Raw genomic sequence first — 18,854 nt, 5'->3', positions numbered from 1 at the left:
CAGACAGGCAGGGAGGCTTGCATGACACTCGCCACACTTTTGCTATTGGCAGCGGCACTGATCGGTATCGGGATCTATGGCGCGCTTTCCCAGCAGTCGTTCGTGATGTTGATGATGGGACTGGAGCTGATCCTCAACGGTGTCATGCTGGCGGCGGTGGCTTTCTGGGCCTTCAGCGGGGCCGGAGCACCGGAAGGCCAACTGCTGACGATCATCGTCATGGCCGTGATGGCCATCGAGATGGCGATGGGGTTCGCCCTGGTGGTCGCGGTCTTTCGCGGTAAACAGGCCGACATGACCGAATCGCTGACCGGGCTGAAACATTGATGCTGTGGTCCGTTCCTCTCGTGCCGCTGCTGGCGGCCCTCGTCATCCATGGGGTCGGCAAGCGTTGGCCGGGCGACGACAGGGGCCGTGCCATGCTGACCCTGGCGGGGGTGGCGATCACGGTCGCTACCTTGCTGCTCGTGAGTGTCGCGGTCACGGTGGACTGGAGCGGCACCTATCGCTGGAGTTCCCGAGTCGTTCTGTCGCTCGGGATGACGTCCGCGAGCGCCGTGTTCGCCATCGTCGTGCCACTGATCGCCGCGCCGATCATCGTCTACAGCGCCTACCATGAAGCATCGCCGGTCAGTGGCGGGGGAACGGCGCGCCCACCCGTCGGACTGATGGTGCTGCTGACGGCGTTCGTCGGCGCGATGGAACTGCTCGTCCTGGCCGAGGATTTCGTCACCCTGCTGATCGCCTGGGAACTGGTCGGGGCATGCTCGTGGGCGCTGATCGCCCATGAATGGCAGAAGGCCGGCAACCTGCGGGATGCCGCCTGGGCGTTCCTGGTCACTCGCTTCGGGGATCTGGGGCTGTACATCGCCGCGGCGGCAGCGTTCGCCGGCACGGGCTCGTTTGCCTTTGCAGACCTGGCCCAACTCGATGGGTGGCGGCTGGACGTGTTCGTTGCCGGCGTCGTGCTGGCCGCCGCCGCGAAATCCGCCCAGGTGCCGTTCTCTCCCTGGCTGTTTGCCGCCATGTCCGGGCCGACACCGGTGTCGGCATTGCTCCATGCGGCGACCATGGTCGCGGCGGGGATCTATCTGGTGGTCCGGCTGCATGCGGAACTCTCCGCCGTCGCCTGGTTTGCGCCGGTCGCCATCACGCTGGGGTTGACCACTGCCCTGTCAGGGGGGCTCGTGGCCTGTCTTCAGGGCCATGCCAAGAAGCTGCTGGCCGCCTCGACATCGGCCCAGTATGGCCTGATGTGGCTGGCGGCAGGGGCGGGCTTTCCCGGCGTCGCCCTGGTGCACTTCGTCACGCATGCATTCACCAAAGCGGCGCTGTTCCTGGCCGCCGGCATCGCCGAACGCCATGTCGACAGCTATTCGCTGACGGCGATGCGCCTGGGTCGCCTGCTTCCTGGCGTCGCGGCAGCCAGCATGGTGGCCAGCCTGGCGCTGGCGGGCGTCGTTCCGCTGAGTGCGGCGTGGAGCAAGGAGAAGATCGTCACGGCCGCCGGCCATCAGGCGCCCTGGCTGGCCGTGATCGTCGCCGTGGCGGCAGGGCTCAGTGCGCTGTACGCCACGCGCTTTCAGCTGCTGGCGTTCGGGCGGGGGCGGCATGACCGCATGAGCGAGGCTGTCTCCCGGCCCGGCCACTCCCGGGCGGAAGCCGCCGCGCTCTACCTGCTGGCGGCAGGCACATTGGCACTGTCGCTACTCTGGTGGCCCGGTGTCGGAAATGGTCTCGCCGATTGGCTGTCCGTGCACTTTCCCGGGACCAGGCCGTGGGAACTCATCCTGTCGCTACTGCTGGTGGCGCTGGGCATGGGCCTGGGCGTCTGGGCGGTGCGTCGTGAAGTGACGGGGGCGCGCCGACCTGGCGCCACGCGAACCGGCGTGGCGGACTGGCTGGGCCTGCCGAGGCTGGCAGCATGTGGTGCGAATGCCGTGCTGATTTTCAGCCATGGCCTGGCACGCTTCGACGATCGCGCCGTGGATGCCGGGATCCGGGGCAGTGCCCGCTTCGGTGCGTGGTTGGCCAGGCTGGGAGAGCGGCGTGGCGAAGGCGCGTTCGATGGGGCCACGAACCAGCTCGCGAAGGGTGTCGATTGGGCGGGGCAAGTGGCACGTCGGGTGCACACTGGGCAGATGCATCACTACTACACCGGTATCGCGGCAGGACTCGCCGCGATCCTGATCATCCTGAGCATAGGAGCGCTCCTTTGATTTTGACTGCAGCCTTGGGGCTTCCCATGCTGGGGGCTCTCGCACTCGCCGTTTCAAGCCTTTGGACCGAGGCCACGGCTCGCCGGTTTGCCATCGCGGTCTCGGTGTTGCCGGTGTTGTTGCTGGCCTGGGCGTGGCGACAGTTCGATCCGCAAGGTGCGCTATTCCAGTTCGTCGAGGAGGTGCCCTGGGTACCCAGCCTGGGCATGAGCTACAGGTTGGGCGTGGATGGCATTGCGCTGGCTGTCGCGACGATGAGTGCGCTAGTCTTCTCGGCCAGCATCGCCTACCCCGTGGACACGAAGCATCAGCCTCGCCAGTACTACGCCTGGATGCTCTTTCTGCAGTCCGTGTCACTGGGTGTCTTTCTGGCGCTGGACCTGCTGCTCTTCTATGTCTTTTTCGACCTGAGCCTCGTGGGGATGTTCTTCCTGATCGGCCGTTGGGGGCATGGCCAGGCGCAGTTCGCCGCGTTCAAGTTTTTTCTATACACCTTCTGCGGCTCGCTGTTGCTGCTGTTAGCGATCATCGGACTCTATCTGTCGGTCGAACCGCATACCTTCGACATGCGCGTGCTCATCGAGCAGCAACCGCTGGCGGGCGCGGGCATGACGGCCGGCCTGGTGTTCCTCGCCCTCATGCTCGGCTTCGCCATCAAGACACCGGTGGTGCCCGTGCATACCTGGCTGCCCCAGGCGCATGTCGATGCCCCGGGGCCGGTCTCGGCGATTCTCGCCGGGGTGCTGCTCAAGATGGGTACTTACGGAATCATCCGCATTCCGTTCGCCATGATGGCGGAGACGTTCTCACGCTATGCCCTGGTCATTGCGCTGTTCGCGGTCGCGTCGATTCTCTACGGGGCTTTCGTGGCGCTTGGTCAGAGCAACCTGAAACGACGTATCGCCTACACGTCGATCAATCACATGGGCTACACGGTGCTGGGTATCGCCGCCGCCGGTGCCCTGATCCAGGACACCGGATATGCCCGCGAGCTGGCCCTGGTGGGGGCCACGATGGAAATGGTGGCGCACGGCCTGATTACCGGGGCGCTGTTCCTGATCTGTGGCTCGTTCTGGCAGCGTACCGAGGAGTATGACCTGGACAGCTACGGTGGTCTGCTTCGTCAGGCCCCGTGGCTGACCGCCTTCGCCGTGCTCGCCTCCTTTGCCAGCCTGGGCCTGCCCGGCTTGGCCGGTTTCGTGGCGGAGTTCCATATCTTTGCCGGCACCTTCGGTGTCTATCCATGGCTCGCCGTCATCGGTGTGCTGGGCATCCTGGTGACGGCGGCGCTGTTTCTGCAGATGCTGCAGAAGGTGTTCTTCGGGGCGATGCCGGAGCGCTGGGCGCAGTTCGAGGATCTGCGTCCCATCGAGTGGGGCGTGCTCGCGGTGCTGTCGGCAGGCTTCGTGATCATCGGCGTGGCGCCGGCGTTTCTGCTGACCCTGGTCGAGGCATCGGCGACGCTGCTGGTGGGAGGTCGCTGATGCCTATCGGTGACGTACTGCCGGAAATCAGCCTGACGCTGGGTGCCGTGGCGATCGTCCTGTTCGCCAGCTTCGTCCGTCAGCGGCAGCATCACTGGGCAGCCGTGCTGGCCCTGCTCGCCATCGGCCTCGGCGCGGGGTTGACCGTCGCGCAATGGGGCGGGGCGCCGCGGCTGACGTTTTCCGGTGTCTGGGCCCTGGATGGCGTGGCGCTCGCCAGCAAGCTGGTGGTGCTGGTCGCCGGTGCGCTGGTTGTCGCGATGTCGCCTGAATGGATGCGGACCGATCGCCGCCATGGCGAGTACTACGCGCTGGTGCTGTTCGCCCTGCTGGGCGTCATCATGATGGCATCGGCCAGCGATACCATGGAACTGGTGTTGGGCGTGCTGCTGTCATCGGTGGCGAGTTACCCGCTGGCCGCCTATCACCGTGGCTGGGCGCCCGCGCTGGAAGCCGGGATGAAGTATTTCCTGATCGGCGCCTTGACCAATACGTTGCTGACGATCGGGGTGGTGGTGCTGTTCGGCCTGACCGGCAGTACCGGGTATCCGGACATCGCCCAAACGCTTGCCACGGACAGCGACCGCCTGGCGCTTACCATTGCCACGGCCTGCGTTGTGCTGGGCCTGACCTTCAAGCTGGCGGCGTTTCCGGCTCACGCCTGGATGCCGGACGTGGCGCAGGGCTCGCCAGTACCGGCGGCGGCCTTCTTGACTGTCATTCCCAAGGTCGGTGCCGCAGTGGCGCTGGCCCGTTTCGTCTCCCTGCTGCCGCCGGACGTCGCCTCGCGGGCGATCGTGGCATTGATCTCCGTCGCTACCATGACGCTGGGTAACGTGGCGGCGTTGCGACAGACGGACGTGCGCCGCCTGCTGGGCTGGTCATCGGTTTCCCAGTCCGGCTATGCCCTGATGGCCATCGTGGTGCTGGGTGTCAGCGATCAGGCCCTGCCGGCACTGGTGTTCTTCCTGGCGAGCTATGCCACGGCCAACCTGGCTGCCTTCGCCGTGGTCACGCACCTGCGGGGACGTACCGCACTGGACGATTACCGGGGGCTGGCCCGACACGCACCGATCGCGGCCACGATACTGATCGTGTCGCTGTTGTCCCTGGTGGGGATCCCGCCGCTGGTCGGCTTCTTCGGCAAGCTGATGCTGTTTCGCGTCACCCTCGACGGCGGTTACGCCTGGCTGGCGCTCGTGGCGGCAATCAACACCGTCGTCTCGCTGTTCTATTACCTGCGCATCGTCGCGCCGATGATGTTCGGCAATCATCGGTCCGCCGTGCATGTGCTGTCGGGCCAGTGGGCGCGTGCCACGATGGCCGTGGCGGGCGTGCTGCTGATCGTCGGAGGACTCGGCGCGGAAGCGCTCTCGCTGTTTACAGAATCGATACGCTTTGCCCTGTAGGCCCCGGCGGGCCTGGCCTGCCGGATCCACGTCAATGGAGTGATACTGAGAAAGGAGTCATTTATGTCACCTGCTCAAGGTTTGGCCATCGAAACGCCAGACAACCTGCACGCCAAGGAGTGGCTGCGCGCGTACCAGCGGATTCGTGCCGCCACCGAGGCCATCTGTGCGCCTCTGCACAAGGAAGACTACATGGTGCAGAGCATGCCGGATGTCAGCCCGCCGAAATGGCACATCGCCCATGTCAGCTGGTTTTTCGAAGCCTTCATCCTGAAACCGTTCCTGCCCGCCTACCAGACCCTCGACCCCGCGTACGATCACCTCTTCAACTCCTATTACGTGACCCACGGCACGCCGTTCCCCCGGCCCGAACGCGGCATGATCTCGCGGCCGACCGTGGACGATGTCTATCGCTATCGCGCTCACGTCGACCGGGCCATGGAAGCGCTGCTCAGCGATCCACCGCAGGAACATCTCCAGGAGATTCTCCGACGTCTCGAGCTGGGCCTGCCGCACGAACAGCAGCATCAGGAGCTGCTGCTAATGGATATCAAGCACATCCTGGCTCAGAACCCGTTGTGCCCGGCCTACCGGAACGACCTGGCGCTGACGCCCGCGCATGACGTCGCTGCGCTCGGCTGGCATGTCTATCCGGCCGGCGTTCGGTACATCGGCCACGACGAAACCAAGGAGGGCTTTGCCTATGACAACGAGATGGGGCGCCACCGCCAGTTCGTCGAGGCTTTCCAGATCGCCGACCGCCCGGTGACCAACGGCGAGTTTCTCGCGTTCATGCAGGCGGGGGGATACGACAAGCCCGACTACTGGTTGTCGGATGGCTGGGCCACGGTCAAGGCCGAGGGCTGGAAAGCACCGCTTTACTGGATCGAGCGGGACGGTGTCTGGCACCACTATACCCTGGGCGGTCTGGTGCCGGTCGACAGCAGTGCGCCGGTATGCCATGTCAGCTTCTATGAAGCCGATGCCTATGCCCAGTGGGCCGGGGCGCGCCTGCCTACCGAAGCCGAGTGGGAAACGGTAGCTCGTGACGTACCCATGCAGGGTAATTTCATCGAGCAGGACCACCTGCAGCCGGTCGCGGCTGCATCGGCTGCGTCCGTCGATGTACCAAGGCAGATGTTCGGTGACGTCTGGGAGTGGACCGGCAGCGCCTATCGGCCCTATCCCGGGTTCAAAAAACTGCCAGGGAGCTTGGGCGAGTACAACGGCAAGTTCATGTCGGGACAGATGGTGCTGCGCGGCGGCTGTTGCGCAACGCCGCAAGACCATATCCGAGCGACCTATCGCAATTTCTTCCCGCCGCATGCCCGCTGGGCATTCTCGGGATTTCGCCTGGCACGGGAGGCGTGACCATGATGACGAACACGGCAACGGCCGTGCGCTTCCACGATCAGCAACCTCCGGTTGCCTCCATGTCGCTACGCGACGAGTTGCTTCAAAGCCTGAGGTCGACCCCCAAGACGGCATCGCCCAAGTTTTTATACGATCGGCGTGGTTCGGAGCTGTTCGATCAGATCTGCGTACAACCTGAGTATTATCCTACACGCACGGAAGAAGCGATCCTGCGCGATGCCGCCGATGACATCGCCAATGTGGTGGGGCGGGATGCCACGCTGATCGAACTGGGTAGCGGGGCGAGCCGCAAGGTTCGCCTGTTGCTCGAGGCGGTGCGGCCGATGAGCTATCTGGGTATCGATATCCCCCCGTGATTTCCCGCTCGAAAGCACGCGCCGTCTGGCTGCAGACTATCCATGGCTCGAGGTGCACGCCGCCTGTGCCGACTTCTCTTGCAACATGGTCCTGCCGGAGGGGCTGGACTACGAACAGCCGGTCGGCTTCTTTCCGGGATCGAGCATCGGCAATTCCCAAGCCGCCGAAGATTTCCTGCGCGGCTTGCGCTTCTTGCTGCCCATAGGCAACGGGTTGTTGATAGGTGTCGACCTGCTCAAGGACAAGGCGACACTCGAAGCTGCCTACAACGATGCGGCGGGTGTGACGGCAGCGTTCAACCTGAACTTGCTGGATCGGCTGCGCGAGGAGCTAACCATCGCAATCGATCCCGGGCATTTCGCCCACCGGGCTTTCTTCAACGAGGCGCAATCCCGCATCGAGATGCACCTGGTCAGCCGGTTGCCTCAAGTTGTCACTATTGAAGGAAAGCGTTTCCGCTTTCTGAAAGGCGAGACCATCCATACAGAAAATTCCTACAAATATACGGTCGAGGGCTTTCAGGCACTGGCAGATCGTGCAGGATTTGAAGCGATTTCCTGCTGGACTGATACTCAAGGCTTGTTTAGCGTGCACTATCTGGCCTCGCATGCCTCCTTACCAGTAAGACGATGCGGTTTGACTCTATAGCCACTAGAAGGTTTAGAGTTTGAGCAGAGAAATTGAACTAGGTAACTTTTCATGCCAGCTACACATACCGAAGCATCCGGTAACACATACCAGTGGACCGTTCAAGGCATGGACTGTCCAAGCTGTGCCGGTAAGATCCGTGGTGCGGTGGAACGCTTGAAAGGCGTTTCCGACGTTCAGGTTTCGGTGACCTGCCACCGAACTTTCATCCAACGGCTATTGGAGTCCGATCAGTTTTCGTGCCAATGGGCACGCCTGTGAGTGCCCGCGCATAAGCGGCTGGCGTTTCGTAGCCCAGTGCCGAGTGCGGACGCTCGGTGTTGTAGTCATTCGCCCAAGCCGTGATGACGGCTCGCGCGTGGGCCAGGTTATGGAACACGGTCTCATTGAGAAGCTCATCCCGCATCCTGCCATTGAAGCTCTCCACGAAGCCATTCTGCATGGGCTTGCCCGGTGCGATGTAGTGCCACGTGATCAGGTGCTCGGCACACCAGTGCAGGATCGCATTCGATGTCAGTTCCGTGCCGTTGTCTGAGACGATCATGCCGGGCTTGCCTCTCCGCTCGATCAATGCCGTCAGTTCCCGCGCCACGCGTCGCCCGGATATCGAGGTGTCGGGGATCGCGGCAAGGCATTCCCGTGTCACGTCATCGACGATGTTGAGAACCCGGAAGCGGTGTCCGTACACCAGCTGATCATGAACAAAGTCCAGTGACCATCTCGCATTGGCGCGCGCTTCGACCAGAATGGGCGCTCGGGTACCGATCGCCTTGCGCCGAGCTTTTCGCTTGCGCACCGTTAACCCTTCTTCGCGATAGAGCCGATAGATACGATTGATGCCGGAGAGCTCACCCTCGCGACGCAGCAGGACGAAGAGGCGCCGATAGCCGAACCGGCGACGCTCGTTGGCCAGCTCTCGCAACCGATCGCGTAGCGACGTATCCGGAGCTCGCCGAGATCGGTAGCGGACCATCTTGCGATCCGCTCCGACCAGCCGACAGGCCCGACGCTCGGAAAACCTGAGCGATCGCTTCAAATGCGAGACGGCGTCACGCTTCTGGGCGGGCGTCACCACTTTTTTGAGACCAGCTCCTTCATCGCCGCCAGGTCGAGCATCTGCTCGGCGAGTAGTTTCTTCAGCCTGGCATTCTCGTCTTCGAGCGTTTTCAGCCGTTTGGCTTCCGATACGGTCATGCCACCGAACCCGGCTTTCCAGTTGTAGAAGGTGCCCTCAGACATGCCGTGCTTGCGGCACAGGTCAGCACACTTCGCCCCTGCCTCGTGCTCGGCCAGGATGACGATAATCTGTTCTTCGGTGAATCTCGCGCGTTTCATGGTCCGTCCTCTGGTTAGGTCGGACTCTAGTTGACGATGGAGGAAAAATCCCGTGGCAGGTCAGTGCGGATGTAGGTGATGTCGGTGACCCAAACAACATTGGGTGCCGTTACGTCAAATCGGCGATCTAGACGGTTGGGGAGACACGACCGCCGGCTTGCCACCATAGGCGCCGGGTCGCCGCTGGCGGGGACACAGGCGCCCCGGGACAGGTGTTCGGCGATGTCTGGGAGTGGACGGGCAGCGCCTATCGTCTCTATCCGGGGTTTCGCAAGTTGCCGGGCAGTCTGGGGGAATACCACGGCAAGTTCATGTCCGGCCAGATGGTGTTGCGAGGCGGCTGTTGTACGACGCCGGCCGATCACGTCCGCGTCACCTATCGCAACTTCTTCCCGCCTCATGCCCGCTGGGCATTCTCGGGATTTCGCCTGGCAAGGGAGGCGTGACCATAATGTCGAACACGGCAACAGCCGTGCGTTTCCACGATCAGCAACCTCCGGTTGCCTTTAAATCGCTACGCGACGAGTTGCTTCGAGGCCTGAGGTCGGCCCCCAAGATGGCATCGCCCTTGTTTTATACGATCGGCGTGGTTCGGAGCTGTTCGACCAGATCTGCGTACAGCCTGAGTATTATCCCACACGCGGAAGAAGCGATCCTGCGCGATGCCGCCGATGACATCGCCAATGTGGTGGGCCGGGATGCCACGCTGATCGAACTGGGTAGCGGAGCGAGCCGCAAGGTTCGCCTGTTGCTCGAGGCGGTGCGACCGACGAGCTATCTGGGTATGGATATTTCCCGTGATTTCCTGCTGGATAGTACGCGACGTCTCGCCGCTGACTATCCTTCATGCTGCTTGTGCTGACTTTTCGCAGCGCGTGGCGATGCCCAAGGGGCTGGCGTGCGATCATCCGGTGGCTTTCTTTCCCGGCTCGAGCATCGGTGACTTCACACCGCAGAAAACGGAGTCATTTCTGCACAGCCTGCACTCATTGCTGCCTGTGGATAGTGGTTTGCTGATCGGCGTCGATCTGATCAAGGACACCAAAACCCTCAATGCTGCCTACAACGATGTAGCGGGGGTAACGGCGGCCCTCAACCTCAATCTGCTCGAGCGGCCGTGCCGCGAAGTCGAGGCCGATCTCGATCCGCAGTTCATTTTCGCCTCTGGCGTTTTACAACGAAGCGCAATCGCGTACCGAGATGCACTTGGTCAGCGATATTGCCCAGGAGATCGAGGTGGCTGGCGAAATTTTCCGTTTCGAGACGGGAGAGATGCTACATACTGAGAATTCCTATAAATACACGATCGAGGGATTCCAGGTTTTAGCTGTGCGTGCGGGCTTTCCAGCGAGAGCTCAGTGGGTCGATGACGCCGCTCTGTTTAGTGTTCATTATCTGGAAAGAGCTTAGTCTACTGTTTCTTAGGCTGCATCACGTACATGGATACTTTTTTGACTGTTATTTTGCAAAAGAATTTACCAAATAACGTGACGGCCAAGCCATTTGTTTAGGGCCTGGTGCGTTGATTTGGTTATTGTTTTTCTGTTGGTTATTCAAACCCCATGTGTATATTGTAACGACTGTTTGACTCGTTGACACTGCCCAGTGCAGAACCTTTTATCTCAAGGTAATACTGCCCCGGTGTTACGTCCTCGGTGATCATGAAGTGTCCTCTGTTGTCAGTGTCGCTAGCTAGTAGCTGATCAGCAGAGTTATATAATGCAGCTTTGATTACCATTGGTTGGCCTGAATCGCCGGCAAGGTGTTCGCTGCTTAAGTAAAGCTTCCCAGCGCGATTAACCGGGACTTGGTAGCGAACGGAGGTGCTCGCTAACTGCTGGGTAGAAGAGATACCCTCTTGTAATATCTTGTTCGCTGTATCTTGATGTCCTGGAGCCGCAAAGGCGGGGGCTGTAATAGCCACGGCAAGCGCTAAGGTCAATGCTTGAATTCCACGGTTCATGACAATCTCCTAAAAGTTGGTACAGTCTAAGTATGTGTGACGAATCTGAACTGGAGCTGAAAATAATACGAATATTTATGGATGAACTTGAAAAGCGAATCCGGTAATGGGGTGGCGTAAGTCTATTGCACTAAATGAATGTTTACTTTGCGGTTCTGCTTGTTCTATTGCATCGCAACCCTCCCGCCAAATTAGATAGATCTTCAGATGTTCATGCCACTACACCTCGTCAGACCTTTGAAAGCACCACTTATGTTAAACTCTGTTTCTTTATCGCTTCTCTGTATTCCGAGCGTTTCTCGAATCTGCTCGAAGGTCGAGGCCACTAGCGGTGTTTAAAACGCCTGAACAGGTTTGGTGTATAGGAAATGATACTTCTATGGCTGGTAGAGGGATGCCGTGTTGCCAGCAGATAAATCTTGCAGAACCGGCCAGCAGAGCTGGCACTGGTTAGCGTATTTGGTGAGTGGATCTTCCGGTTTCCGAATGATAGCTGCATTTCGACGAACATAAGGATCGGGGAAGGCCGTGCTGTCTAACACGATCGCGGGGGATCCATATGCAAGCTATCGAATTATAAAGGACACCGACTAGAATCCCTCAAACCCCGATGGATACGTCACACCTATGACGATGAGACGGCATTCATGGTTTCCAGCATGAGTCTCCCTGAGTCCAACAAGTATTTTCGGTCCGATCCATCGACTCTTCAAGAAGATCAAAAGATTGGAAAACAGGGAGCTTCACCAATTATTTCATCCGAATATTTCCGAAATCTTGCTTCGAACTGACGCTAGATCAGCGGCGCCGGGCCCCGGCTATGCGGCTAAGAGTTCCATCACGGCGTATCAGACCGTGCCAAAGCAGTGCCATACCGGCATGACCGACAATCAGTGCCAGCAGGGCCCAGCCCAGCCAGACATGCCACTGACGAGCCAGCATCATCCGAGGGCCCTGGGCGCTTTGGCCGTCGAATAGAGGTATGCCGAAAGGTGCGAATGGCTGACCACCGAGCCAGGTCATGTAGAGCCCGAGAGCCGGTATTCCCAGCATTAGCAGATAGAGCAATAAGTGCGAAAAAGTCGCGATTTTGGCCAACTTGCCGACGTGAGCCGGGCGGTGGCGTAAGTTGAACAGTGCCCAAAGTGCGCGAAGTACAATCAAGCCCATCAACAGCGTGCCCAGGGGTTGATGGGTCGAAAGCCAGGCTTGTACCCACTGGGGGTGTCCCCACAATATTTTTGCTGCCATCCCGCCAAGTTGCCAAAGCAGCAGTGCGCCGATTCCCCAGTGTAACCATCGGCTGATTCTGCCGTAGCGATCAGGTGTGTCCTTCACGGGTAAAAATGCCATCGTGATGCTTCCTCCTCCCCACAAGAGAGACTCAGTACCAGGCTCGCAGCCCCACTACCCATGCAGTAGTCGATTCATCCTCGTCGTAATTGCGTTCATGACTGATCCCCACGTAAGGGCTGATCTCCCGTATCAGGCTATAACTTAGCCTCAGCCCAACCTCGCTGCTGTTGAGGCCTTGCTCCAGGTTATATTGCGGCACATCTTGAAGCGATGCCGAGAGCTCCAGCCGAGGCTGAAGAATCAGTCGTTGAGTGATGAGCATTTCATATTCAAATTCGGTGCTAGCGCTGACATCACCCTCGTCACTGACGAATAACGCAGTGTCGGTTTCCATCATCAAAGGTGCCAGGCCCTGAAAGCCAACGACAGCGAAGCGTCGATCAGGGTCTGGATTGAAGCTTTGACGCACGCCCGTCTGCAAGTTCCAGAACGAGGTTATTGCGCGACTATAGAGCAACTGAAGATCGCTGCTTTCGGGACTTCCTCCATTGATTGGCCCTTCTCCCTCGCTTTTCCACCAGAAACGGTTGATGTCGTTTCCAATCCAGCCTTGGGCATCCCACAGCCAGGCGTTGGGGGCGCCGTTTGTGTCGCGATACTCGAACCGATCCAGGAGTATCTGGCTGAACAGCGCGTCATCGTGTACCGGTTCGTTCCACTCGGCGGGAGAGCCGCTGTGGGCGTTCAGAGGCCCGCCAGGGACGACTTCGTCCACATTGGCACGGCCATGGTTGTCGGCGATAGCGGCGACTGGCAAGCATAGAGCCGCGAGGAGGAGTGTTCCGCGACAGGTGAATTTGCTGTTAAACATTGTCGAACGCCTCCGCCGGAGCGACTCTGACTACCCGGAACATCCCGGCATCCATGTGGTACAACAAATGGCAGTGGAAAGCCCAGCGACCCGGTTCATCGGCAGTGAGAAGTAATGACGCACGCGAGGCCGGCAGGACGCTGAGCGTGTGTTTGAACGGTAGGTGTTCCCCCTGTCCGTTCTCCAGCTCCATGAACATGCCATGTAGGTGGATGGGATGCTCCATCATGGTGTCGTTGACCAGCACCAGACGAATACGGTCTCCCAGCACGATGTCGATTGGCTCGGCGTCGGAATACTTCACGCCGTCGAATGACCACATGTAGCGATCCATATTGCCGGTCAGGTGCAGCTCGATCGTGCGTGACGGCGGGCGTCGGTCGCGGATGGGCTTGATGTTGCGTAGCTGACTATAGGTGAGCACGCGATGATCGACAGTCTCGAGACCGGTCCCACGTTCACCGAGCCGGTTGCGCTGAACCTCGGCGACGTTGATGTTGCCGGGTCCGTGGCCGCCTTGCTCATGGCGTGCCACGACCGGGCCGGCATCCTCTGCGCCCATTCCGGCCATTCCGGCCATTCCGGCCATGGCGTTGTGGTTGCCGCCGGCGTGATTCATACCCGACATGCTGCCATCGCCCATGCCATTCATGGAGCCGAGGTTCCTACCCGACATGCCACCATCGCTCATGCCATTCATGGAGCCGTGGTTCATACCCGACATGCCACCATCGCCCATGCCATTCATGGAGCCGTGGTTCATCGACATGCTGCCATCGCTCATGCCACTCATCTCACCGGCGGCCATGCCGCCCATGGCGCCGTGCGACATATCCATACCCATATCCACCATCGTGCGCTGCGGTGGCTCTCTCAACGGGGGTACCGCCGCGCGCATGCCAGCGCGAGGCGCCAAAGTGCCCAAGGCGAAACCACTGCGGTCCATTGATTCCGCCATCAGCGTGTAGGCAGTGTCTGCTCGCGGCTCGATGATAACGTCATAGGTTTCTGCGACACCGATCTGAAACTCGTCGGTTTCTACCGGCTCCACTTCCTCGCCGTCGGCGCCTACCACCGTCATGGCCAGGCCGGGAATGCGGAAGTTAAAGTAGGTCATTGCCGAGGCATTGATGACCCGCAGCCGTATCCTCTCTCCCGGTTGAAAGAGTCCTTCCCAGCCAGCCGCCGGATGACGGCCGTTCATCAAGTAGGTGTACGTCGACCCTGTCACATCGGCAATGTCTCTGGGACTCATGCGCATATTGTTCCACGCCAGACGGTCTTGTAGCGTGGCTTTCCAACCATGCTTCTCCACGGCCTCGAAAAAATCGCTCGCCGTGCGTTCGTTGTAGTTGTAGTAGTCGCTTTGACTTTTCAGCCGTGCCATCACTCTATGCGGATCTTCAAAGGTCCAGTCGTTGAGCATGATCACGTATTCGCGATCGACCTGTATCCGATGGGGGGCTGCAGGGTGCACGACGAGCGGGCCGGTCAGACCGATCTGCTCCTGCATGCCGGAGTGGCTGTGATACCAATAGGTGCCGCTCTGGCGCACGGGGAATGCCGCCTCAAAACTTTCGCCAGGTGCGATGCCGGGGAACGACACACCTGGCACGCCATCCATCTCGAACGGCAAGAGCAAACCATGCCAATGAATAGAGGTATCTTCATCGAGATGGTTGTGAATGCGCAGGCGTGCGGTCTGCCCCTCCCATAGTTCGATTAGCGGCGCGGGAATCGAACGATTGATGGTGATACCGCTGCCATGGCCACCGGCGATGGCAACCCGTTCTCGACGCACGTCGAGATCCAGCGAGACAGGGCGGGGCGAGCCGCCCGCAACCAGCGCCGCGACCCCACTCTGCGAAGAGAGCGCCTCGCCTCGGGCATAGCTGGGTAGCAGTGACTCCAGTCCTGCCAGGGCGCCGGTTCCGGCCAGTGCGATCAGAAGTCGACGACGATCATTATCGATCGAGCGATGTTTCATGGATTTCATTCCCCAACGTGCGTGAGATCACCTAGGAGCGCGTGCGGTGCGCATGACCAAGGTTCAAGCGTTCGAATTCAAGGTGACGGTTCCTTTCATCCCGGCTTCGTAATGGCCGGGAAGGAAGCACGCGTACTCGATGACGTCGCCCTGCTCGGGCGCGGTCCAAATCAGTGTCTCGGTCTCGCCCGGCGCTATGGTGACGGCTGCGCTTTGGGTCTCACCGTGATCCATCATGCCGTCGTGATGATCGCTCATCATGTTGCCGTTGCCTTCAGCGCCATGGTGGTCGCCGCCCTGTTGCATCATCTCGCGGTGCATCTGCTGCATGCGGCTGTTACCGATGGTGAACTCATGAGGGATCATGGCAACGTTCTCGATGCGAAAACGTACCGTCGTGCCCGGCTCGATCTGCAGTTCATCAGGGTCGAACCACATGCCGCCGGCCTGAATATCGATCGTCCGACTGGGTTCGGGCTCTTTTTTTTGTGACTGACCGTGGCCGGTGTCTGCCAGTGCCGAGGTGGTGACAGCAGCAAGGGTAAAAAGCAAAAACAGAAATTTCATCAAAAAGCTCCGCTGTTATGAGAAAGGATATTTAAAAATGATGTTTTCGCCCGCTGATCGAGGCCGGCGGATACCAAAACCAGATTGCCGGGTGCCAGAATCAACCTGCCGATATCGGCAGGGTCATGAACACTTGAGTTTCGTTACCGTCGAACTGATGCACGTTCAAGGCCCGAACCTGATCGCCGGGCATCCCCGGTGTGCCAGCCGGCATGCCGGGCAGGGCTATACCGCGAACGCTTGGACGTTCGGCAAAAAGCCGATCGAGCGCTGCGCCGGGGACATGGCCCTCGACAACGTAGCCCCCCATCTCGAGGGTGTGGCAGCTCCCGAGTCCATGAGGAAGGTCAAGGCGTTCTTTGATTTCGCCGAGGTTGGTGGTTTCCACGACTTTGACATCGACACCACGTTCCTTCAGATAATCGCCGTAAGCGGCACAGCAACCGCAGGAAGGGCTTTTATAGAGTGTCGCCTGGTCGGGCAGTGAAGCGTGGGCCACTTGGGCACCCAGCATGAATGTTGCGGATAACAACAATGCGATGTTTCTGCTTGGCATGACGAATCTCCGGAGCGTTCATGAGCCTTCGCCAACAGTAAACGTGGGTAAGCTGAAAAGAGGCTGAATGGATCCGCCAAAACGAGAAAAGTATCTTCACGGTGCCGAGCCAGGGTGTAACGTGATTTCGACCCGCAGCCCGCCCAGTCGTGAACGGCCATAGGTCACACGACCGCCGTAGCGTTCGGTGAGCTGTGACAGAATGGAGAGCCCCAGGCCGTGTCCACGATGTTGTTCATCGAGCCTGACGCCTCGCTGGCCCAGGCGCTCGAGCATGATATCCGGCACCCCCGGGCCATCATCCTCGAGCCTTAGGCAATAGGGCGTGTGGAGTAGCGTAAGCTCGACGCGTCGGCGCGCCCACTTCCCGGCGTTGTCGAGCACGATACCCAGCATCTCCATGCCGTCCTGACGCTCCAGCGGTATCCGGAAATCGACAACGGCGGTGTCATCGAGAACGAAGACGCGATCGGGGTAGAGGGTACGAAACATTTCCAGCATGGAAATGACTTCTGCCATGCCGGTATGTTGCTGTCCTGTAGACTGGCCGGCGATACGCGAATGGCGTAGTTCGCTCTCCAGTTTTTCATCGATGTCGTCGAGACGAGCCAGAATCTGCATACGACGTTGATCATCCAGGGCTCGTTTTGAGCGAAGGGCTTGCATGACCGCCGTTAGTGGCGTCCTGATCGCGTGAGAAAGGTTGGCCAGTGACTCCCGCGAGCGCTGCTGACGACGTTCATGTTCGTCGAGAAGGGTATTGAGTTGAGCGATGGGGGCTTTCAGCTCGGAGACGGTTTTGATGTCCAGGCGCCGGCGCTCGCCGCGTTGCAGCTCGATGAGCTGGCGCGATAGCCGCCCGAACGGGCGTAAAGCATGATTGACCGCGAATAGGTTGAGCAGTATCAACAGCAACAGCAGTACCATGGCCGCTGCACCGATCCACCAGTGAAGGCGTGTCAGTCCTCGCTCGATGCCGGCGAAGTCTTCGCCGACCGTCAATGTGGCGGGTTCGCCGGCAAGCATCAATCGGGTTCGCCACAGCAGCAGTCGATGATCGCGCCACTGCAAGAGTTGTGCGCCTTCTGTATCCCCGGCCGGCAATGTCTCGAGCGCATCGTGAGTCGCGTAGACACGGCCGTTGGTCCGCAGCTGATAGAAGTGGTGAAAGGTTTCGGCGGGGCTGGAATCAGGTGGCAGCGACAGGGCACCCGGGCCCTCGAGTCGCAATCGGCGCACGACCAGTTCGGATTCCTGCTGTAAGCGATCGGCGAGAAAATTCCGTGCCAACTGGTCCAGCAGCAAGCCATGCAGTACCCAGGTACTCCCGACGACGACCAGCGCCGCAATGCCCAGGCTACCCAGCAACCGGAGGCGTAGGCTTCGCCGGCTAAACCGAGACAAGCATGTACCCCTCACCACGGCGCGTCACGATGCGCTCACGTCCGAGCCGGTGACGTAGTCTGCCGATATAGACCTCGACGAGATTGGGAGCCGCAGCATCCTGCTCGAGCGCGTAAAGTTGTTCGAGCAAGTGTCGCTTGGAGTGAACGCGATCAGGGTGGCGCATCAGGTAGCGCAGAAGCCGAAATTCGGTGGAGGTGAGTGTTTGCCACTCCTGGTGATCCACACTGAACTGCTGGCGTGCCTCATCGAGCCGAAGATTGTTGATCTCCAAGAGGAAGGAAAAATGACTACCTCGACGACGCAACAAGGCCTGCAGGCGGGCCAGCAACTCTTCCTCATGATAAGGCTTGGTGAGGTAGTCGTCGGCGCCGGCGCGAAGCCCTTCGACCTTATCCATCCAGCTATCTCTTGCGGTCAGAATCAGTATCGGCACAGACCACTTGGCGCCCCGCCAGTCGGCGAGGAGATTCAGCCCGGAGCCGTCCGGCAAACCAAGGTCCAGAATGACCAGCGTGTACTCCTCGCTCGCCGAGAGTGCGGACGCCGATAGGCTACTAGGTGAAATGTCGGTGCGGTAGCCAGCATCATCTAGAAGCTCTGCCAAACTTTCCGCCAACAGCTCATCATCTTCTACCAGTAATATTCTCATGGCTCATCGAGAGACTGAATCTGTTTGCCGAAGATACAGCCGGTTCCTGAATGGTTCCTGAAAATCCGGAAGGCGCCGGATATCGTGATTTATCCCAATTCGGTGTTCATTCAACTGACGCCTCCCCGAAGCCACATCTCAGGCATTTCGATCGACCGTTTTTTGCGTGACGGTGGCAGGATCATCGCTTCACCTGGAATGCCATCGGTGCCACAGGGTAAGCCCCACAAAGAGCACAATACATGCAAAGAATGCCGCCATAACGTCATCCAGCACGATACCCAAGCCGCCACCGATGGCTTCGCTATAGCCAATGGGCAATGGCTTGGTGACATCGAACAGCCGATATAACACGAACGCCACTCCCATCGTCCAGGCACGGCGCGCCACCGTGATTCCGAGCATGGCGATCGGAAACGCCAGGTACTCATCGGCGACGATCTGGGAGAGATCTCCGCCGCCGAGCCAGATTGAAGCCCAATGACAAATTGGCACTGCCGTGACCAGCAGTACCGACAGAATGACAACCCGGCGTTGCGGCGAGTGATGTGTCAGCCACCAGGCCAACGGCACACCGATCAGCGACCCGATTGTCCCCGGTGCCCAGGATATCCATCCCAGGCCAAAGCCGGTCGCTACCAGCAAGACCGCATTCTCTATCAACATCTGTCTAATCCATGAGAGGAGGGGGTTGGCTTGCGATCAGGAGCAAGACTTGCTAAAACGAAAGTC

General features: G+C 59.8%; 19 protein-coding genes and 3 pseudogenes. 11 read left to right on the top strand and 11 right to left on the bottom strand.

The window, feature by feature from the left end:
- Window positions 1-21 precede the first annotated feature (21 nt).
- The 8 genes from nuoK to Q0931_RS09365 all read left to right on the top strand — a co-directional run bounded on the left by nuoK (window position 22) and on the right by Q0931_RS09365 (window position 7,752).
- Complete coding sequence (gene nuoK, locus Q0931_RS09400; protein ID WP_299259596.1) at window positions 22-327, top strand: NADH-quinone oxidoreductase subunit NuoK; 306 nt, start codon at window positions 22-24, stop codon at window positions 325-327.
- Complete coding sequence (locus Q0931_RS09395; protein ID WP_149437363.1) at window positions 327-2,219, top strand: proton-conducting transporter membrane subunit; 1,893 nt, start codon at window positions 327-329, stop codon at window positions 2,217-2,219. Before nuoK ends, Q0931_RS09395 begins: the two co-directional genes overlap by 1 nt.
- Window positions 2,216-3,703 carry a NuoM family protein gene (locus tag Q0931_RS09390; protein ID WP_149437365.1) on the top strand — a complete coding sequence of 496 codons (1,488 nt, stop codon included), beginning with the start codon at window positions 2,216-2,218 and terminating at the stop codon, window positions 3,701-3,703. The genes Q0931_RS09395 and Q0931_RS09390 overlap by 4 nt, the downstream gene beginning before the upstream one ends.
- A complete protein-coding gene (locus Q0931_RS09385) occupies window positions 3,703-5,112 on the top strand; it encodes an NADH-quinone oxidoreductase subunit N (RefSeq protein WP_149437368.1) in 1,410 nt (469 codons plus the stop codon). Before Q0931_RS09390 ends, Q0931_RS09385 begins: the two co-directional genes overlap by 1 nt.
- Before the next feature lie 63 nt (window positions 5,113-5,175).
- Complete coding sequence (gene egtB, locus Q0931_RS09380; RefSeq protein WP_299259592.1) at window positions 5,176-6,483, top strand: ergothioneine biosynthesis protein EgtB; 1,308 nt, start codon at window positions 5,176-5,178, stop codon at window positions 6,481-6,483.
- A gap of 2 nt (window positions 6,484-6,485) precedes the next feature.
- The gene (locus Q0931_RS09375; protein ID WP_299259590.1) at window positions 6,486-6,842 is read left to right on the top strand and encodes an L-histidine N(alpha)-methyltransferase; all 357 of its coding nucleotides are present in this window, start codon (window positions 6,486-6,488) and stop codon (window positions 6,840-6,842) included.
- Between the two features lie 52 nt (window positions 6,843-6,894).
- On the top strand, window positions 6,895-7,491 hold the full coding sequence (locus tag Q0931_RS09370) for an L-histidine N(alpha)-methyltransferase (RefSeq protein WP_299259588.1): 597 nt from the start codon (window positions 6,895-6,897) through the stop codon (window positions 7,489-7,491).
- 51 nt (window positions 7,492-7,542) lie between these two features.
- Window positions 7,543-7,752, top strand: coding sequence for a cation transporter (locus Q0931_RS09365; RefSeq protein ID WP_366941600.1), 210 nt, complete (start codon window positions 7,543-7,545; stop codon window positions 7,750-7,752).
- Here Q0931_RS09365 and Q0931_RS09360 read toward each other — a convergent pair.
- Both Q0931_RS09360 and Q0931_RS09355 read right to left on the bottom strand, forming a co-directional pair.
- Window positions 7,697-8,826 (bottom strand): IS3 family transposase gene (locus tag Q0931_RS09360; protein ID WP_299259586.1). Its coding sequence is split into 2 segments (ribosomal slippage): window positions 7,697-8,574 and window positions 8,574-8,826, totalling 1,131 coding nucleotides; the frame shifts between segments, so codons are not numbered across the junction. The two genes, Q0931_RS09365 and Q0931_RS09360, sit on opposite strands and share 56 nt — an antisense overlap.
- Window positions 8,827-8,888: 62 nt before the next feature.
- Window positions 8,889-9,012 (bottom strand): annotated as a pseudogene (locus Q0931_RS09355) (IS3 family transposase); the annotation flags it as partial.
- A 23-nt stretch (window positions 9,013-9,035) separates the two neighbouring features.
- On the opposite strand from Q0931_RS09355, the pseudogene Q0931_RS09350 reads away from it, so the two are divergent.
- From Q0931_RS09350 to Q0931_RS09340, 3 genes and pseudogenes are all read left to right on the top strand, one after another.
- Window positions 9,036-9,272 (top strand): annotated as a pseudogene (locus Q0931_RS09350) (SUMF1/EgtB/PvdO family nonheme iron enzyme); the annotation flags it as partial.
- 64 nt (window positions 9,273-9,336) lie between these two features.
- A pseudogene (locus Q0931_RS09345) lies at window positions 9,337-10,112 on the top strand (L-histidine N(alpha)-methyltransferase).
- Complete coding sequence (locus Q0931_RS09340; protein ID WP_299259584.1) at window positions 10,027-10,236, top strand: L-histidine N(alpha)-methyltransferase; 210 nt, start codon at window positions 10,027-10,029, stop codon at window positions 10,234-10,236. The pseudogene Q0931_RS09345 and the gene Q0931_RS09340 overlap by 86 nt, the downstream one beginning before the upstream one ends.
- A 139-nt stretch (window positions 10,237-10,375) precedes the next feature.
- Here Q0931_RS09340 and Q0931_RS09335 read toward each other — a convergent pair whose 3' ends face one another.
- The 9 genes from Q0931_RS09335 to Q0931_RS09295 form a co-directional block, all read right to left on the bottom strand.
- Complete coding sequence (locus Q0931_RS09335) at window positions 10,376-10,789, bottom strand: hypothetical protein (RefSeq protein ID WP_299259582.1); 414 nt, start codon at window positions 10,787-10,789, stop codon at window positions 10,376-10,378.
- 798 nt (window positions 10,790-11,587) lie between these two features.
- Entirely contained in the window at window positions 11,588-12,142 is a 555-nt protein-coding gene (locus Q0931_RS09330; protein WP_299259580.1) for a cytochrome b/b6 domain-containing protein, read from the bottom strand.
- Window positions 12,143-12,173: 31 nt separating this feature from the next.
- Complete coding sequence (locus tag Q0931_RS09325) at window positions 12,174-12,956, bottom strand: copper resistance protein B (RefSeq protein WP_299259578.1); 783 nt, start codon at window positions 12,954-12,956, stop codon at window positions 12,174-12,176.
- Window positions 12,949-14,943 carry a copper resistance system multicopper oxidase gene (locus tag Q0931_RS09320; protein ID WP_299259576.1) on the bottom strand — a complete coding sequence of 665 codons (1,995 nt, stop codon included), beginning with the start codon at window positions 14,941-14,943 and terminating at the stop codon, window positions 12,949-12,951. The genes Q0931_RS09325 and Q0931_RS09320 overlap by 8 nt, the downstream gene beginning before the upstream one ends.
- 63 nt (window positions 14,944-15,006) lie before the next feature.
- Complete coding sequence (locus tag Q0931_RS09315) at window positions 15,007-15,510, bottom strand: plastocyanin/azurin family copper-binding protein (protein ID WP_299259574.1); 504 nt, start codon at window positions 15,508-15,510, stop codon at window positions 15,007-15,009.
- Window positions 15,511-15,610: 100 nt separating this feature from the next.
- Window positions 15,611-16,066, bottom strand: a complete 456-nt coding sequence (locus Q0931_RS09310; protein WP_299259572.1) for a DUF411 domain-containing protein — start codon at window positions 16,064-16,066, stop codon at window positions 15,611-15,613.
- Window positions 16,067-16,162: 96 nt separating this feature from the next.
- Window positions 16,163-17,470: a sensor histidine kinase gene (locus Q0931_RS09305; RefSeq protein WP_299259570.1), complete on the bottom strand. Its 1,308-nt coding sequence runs from the start codon at window positions 17,468-17,470 to the stop codon at window positions 16,163-16,165.
- Window positions 17,457-18,122 carry a response regulator transcription factor gene (locus tag Q0931_RS09300; protein ID WP_299259568.1) on the bottom strand — a complete coding sequence of 222 codons (666 nt, stop codon included), beginning with the start codon at window positions 18,120-18,122 and terminating at the stop codon, window positions 17,457-17,459. The genes Q0931_RS09305 and Q0931_RS09300 overlap by 14 nt, the downstream gene beginning before the upstream one ends.
- Before the next feature lie 189 nt (window positions 18,123-18,311).
- Complete coding sequence (locus tag Q0931_RS09295) at window positions 18,312-18,788, bottom strand: phosphatidylglycerophosphatase A (protein ID WP_149437378.1); 477 nt, start codon at window positions 18,786-18,788, stop codon at window positions 18,312-18,314.
- Window positions 18,789-18,854: the final 66 nt, after the last annotated feature.

It is taken from the genome of uncultured Kushneria sp., from assembly GCF_947497025.1.
Taxonomy (GTDB): Bacteria; Pseudomonadota; Gammaproteobacteria; order Pseudomonadales; family Halomonadaceae; genus Kushneria.
Note: the sequence above shows the minus strand (reverse complement) of the source record. Positions and strands in the feature narration are given on the sequence as shown.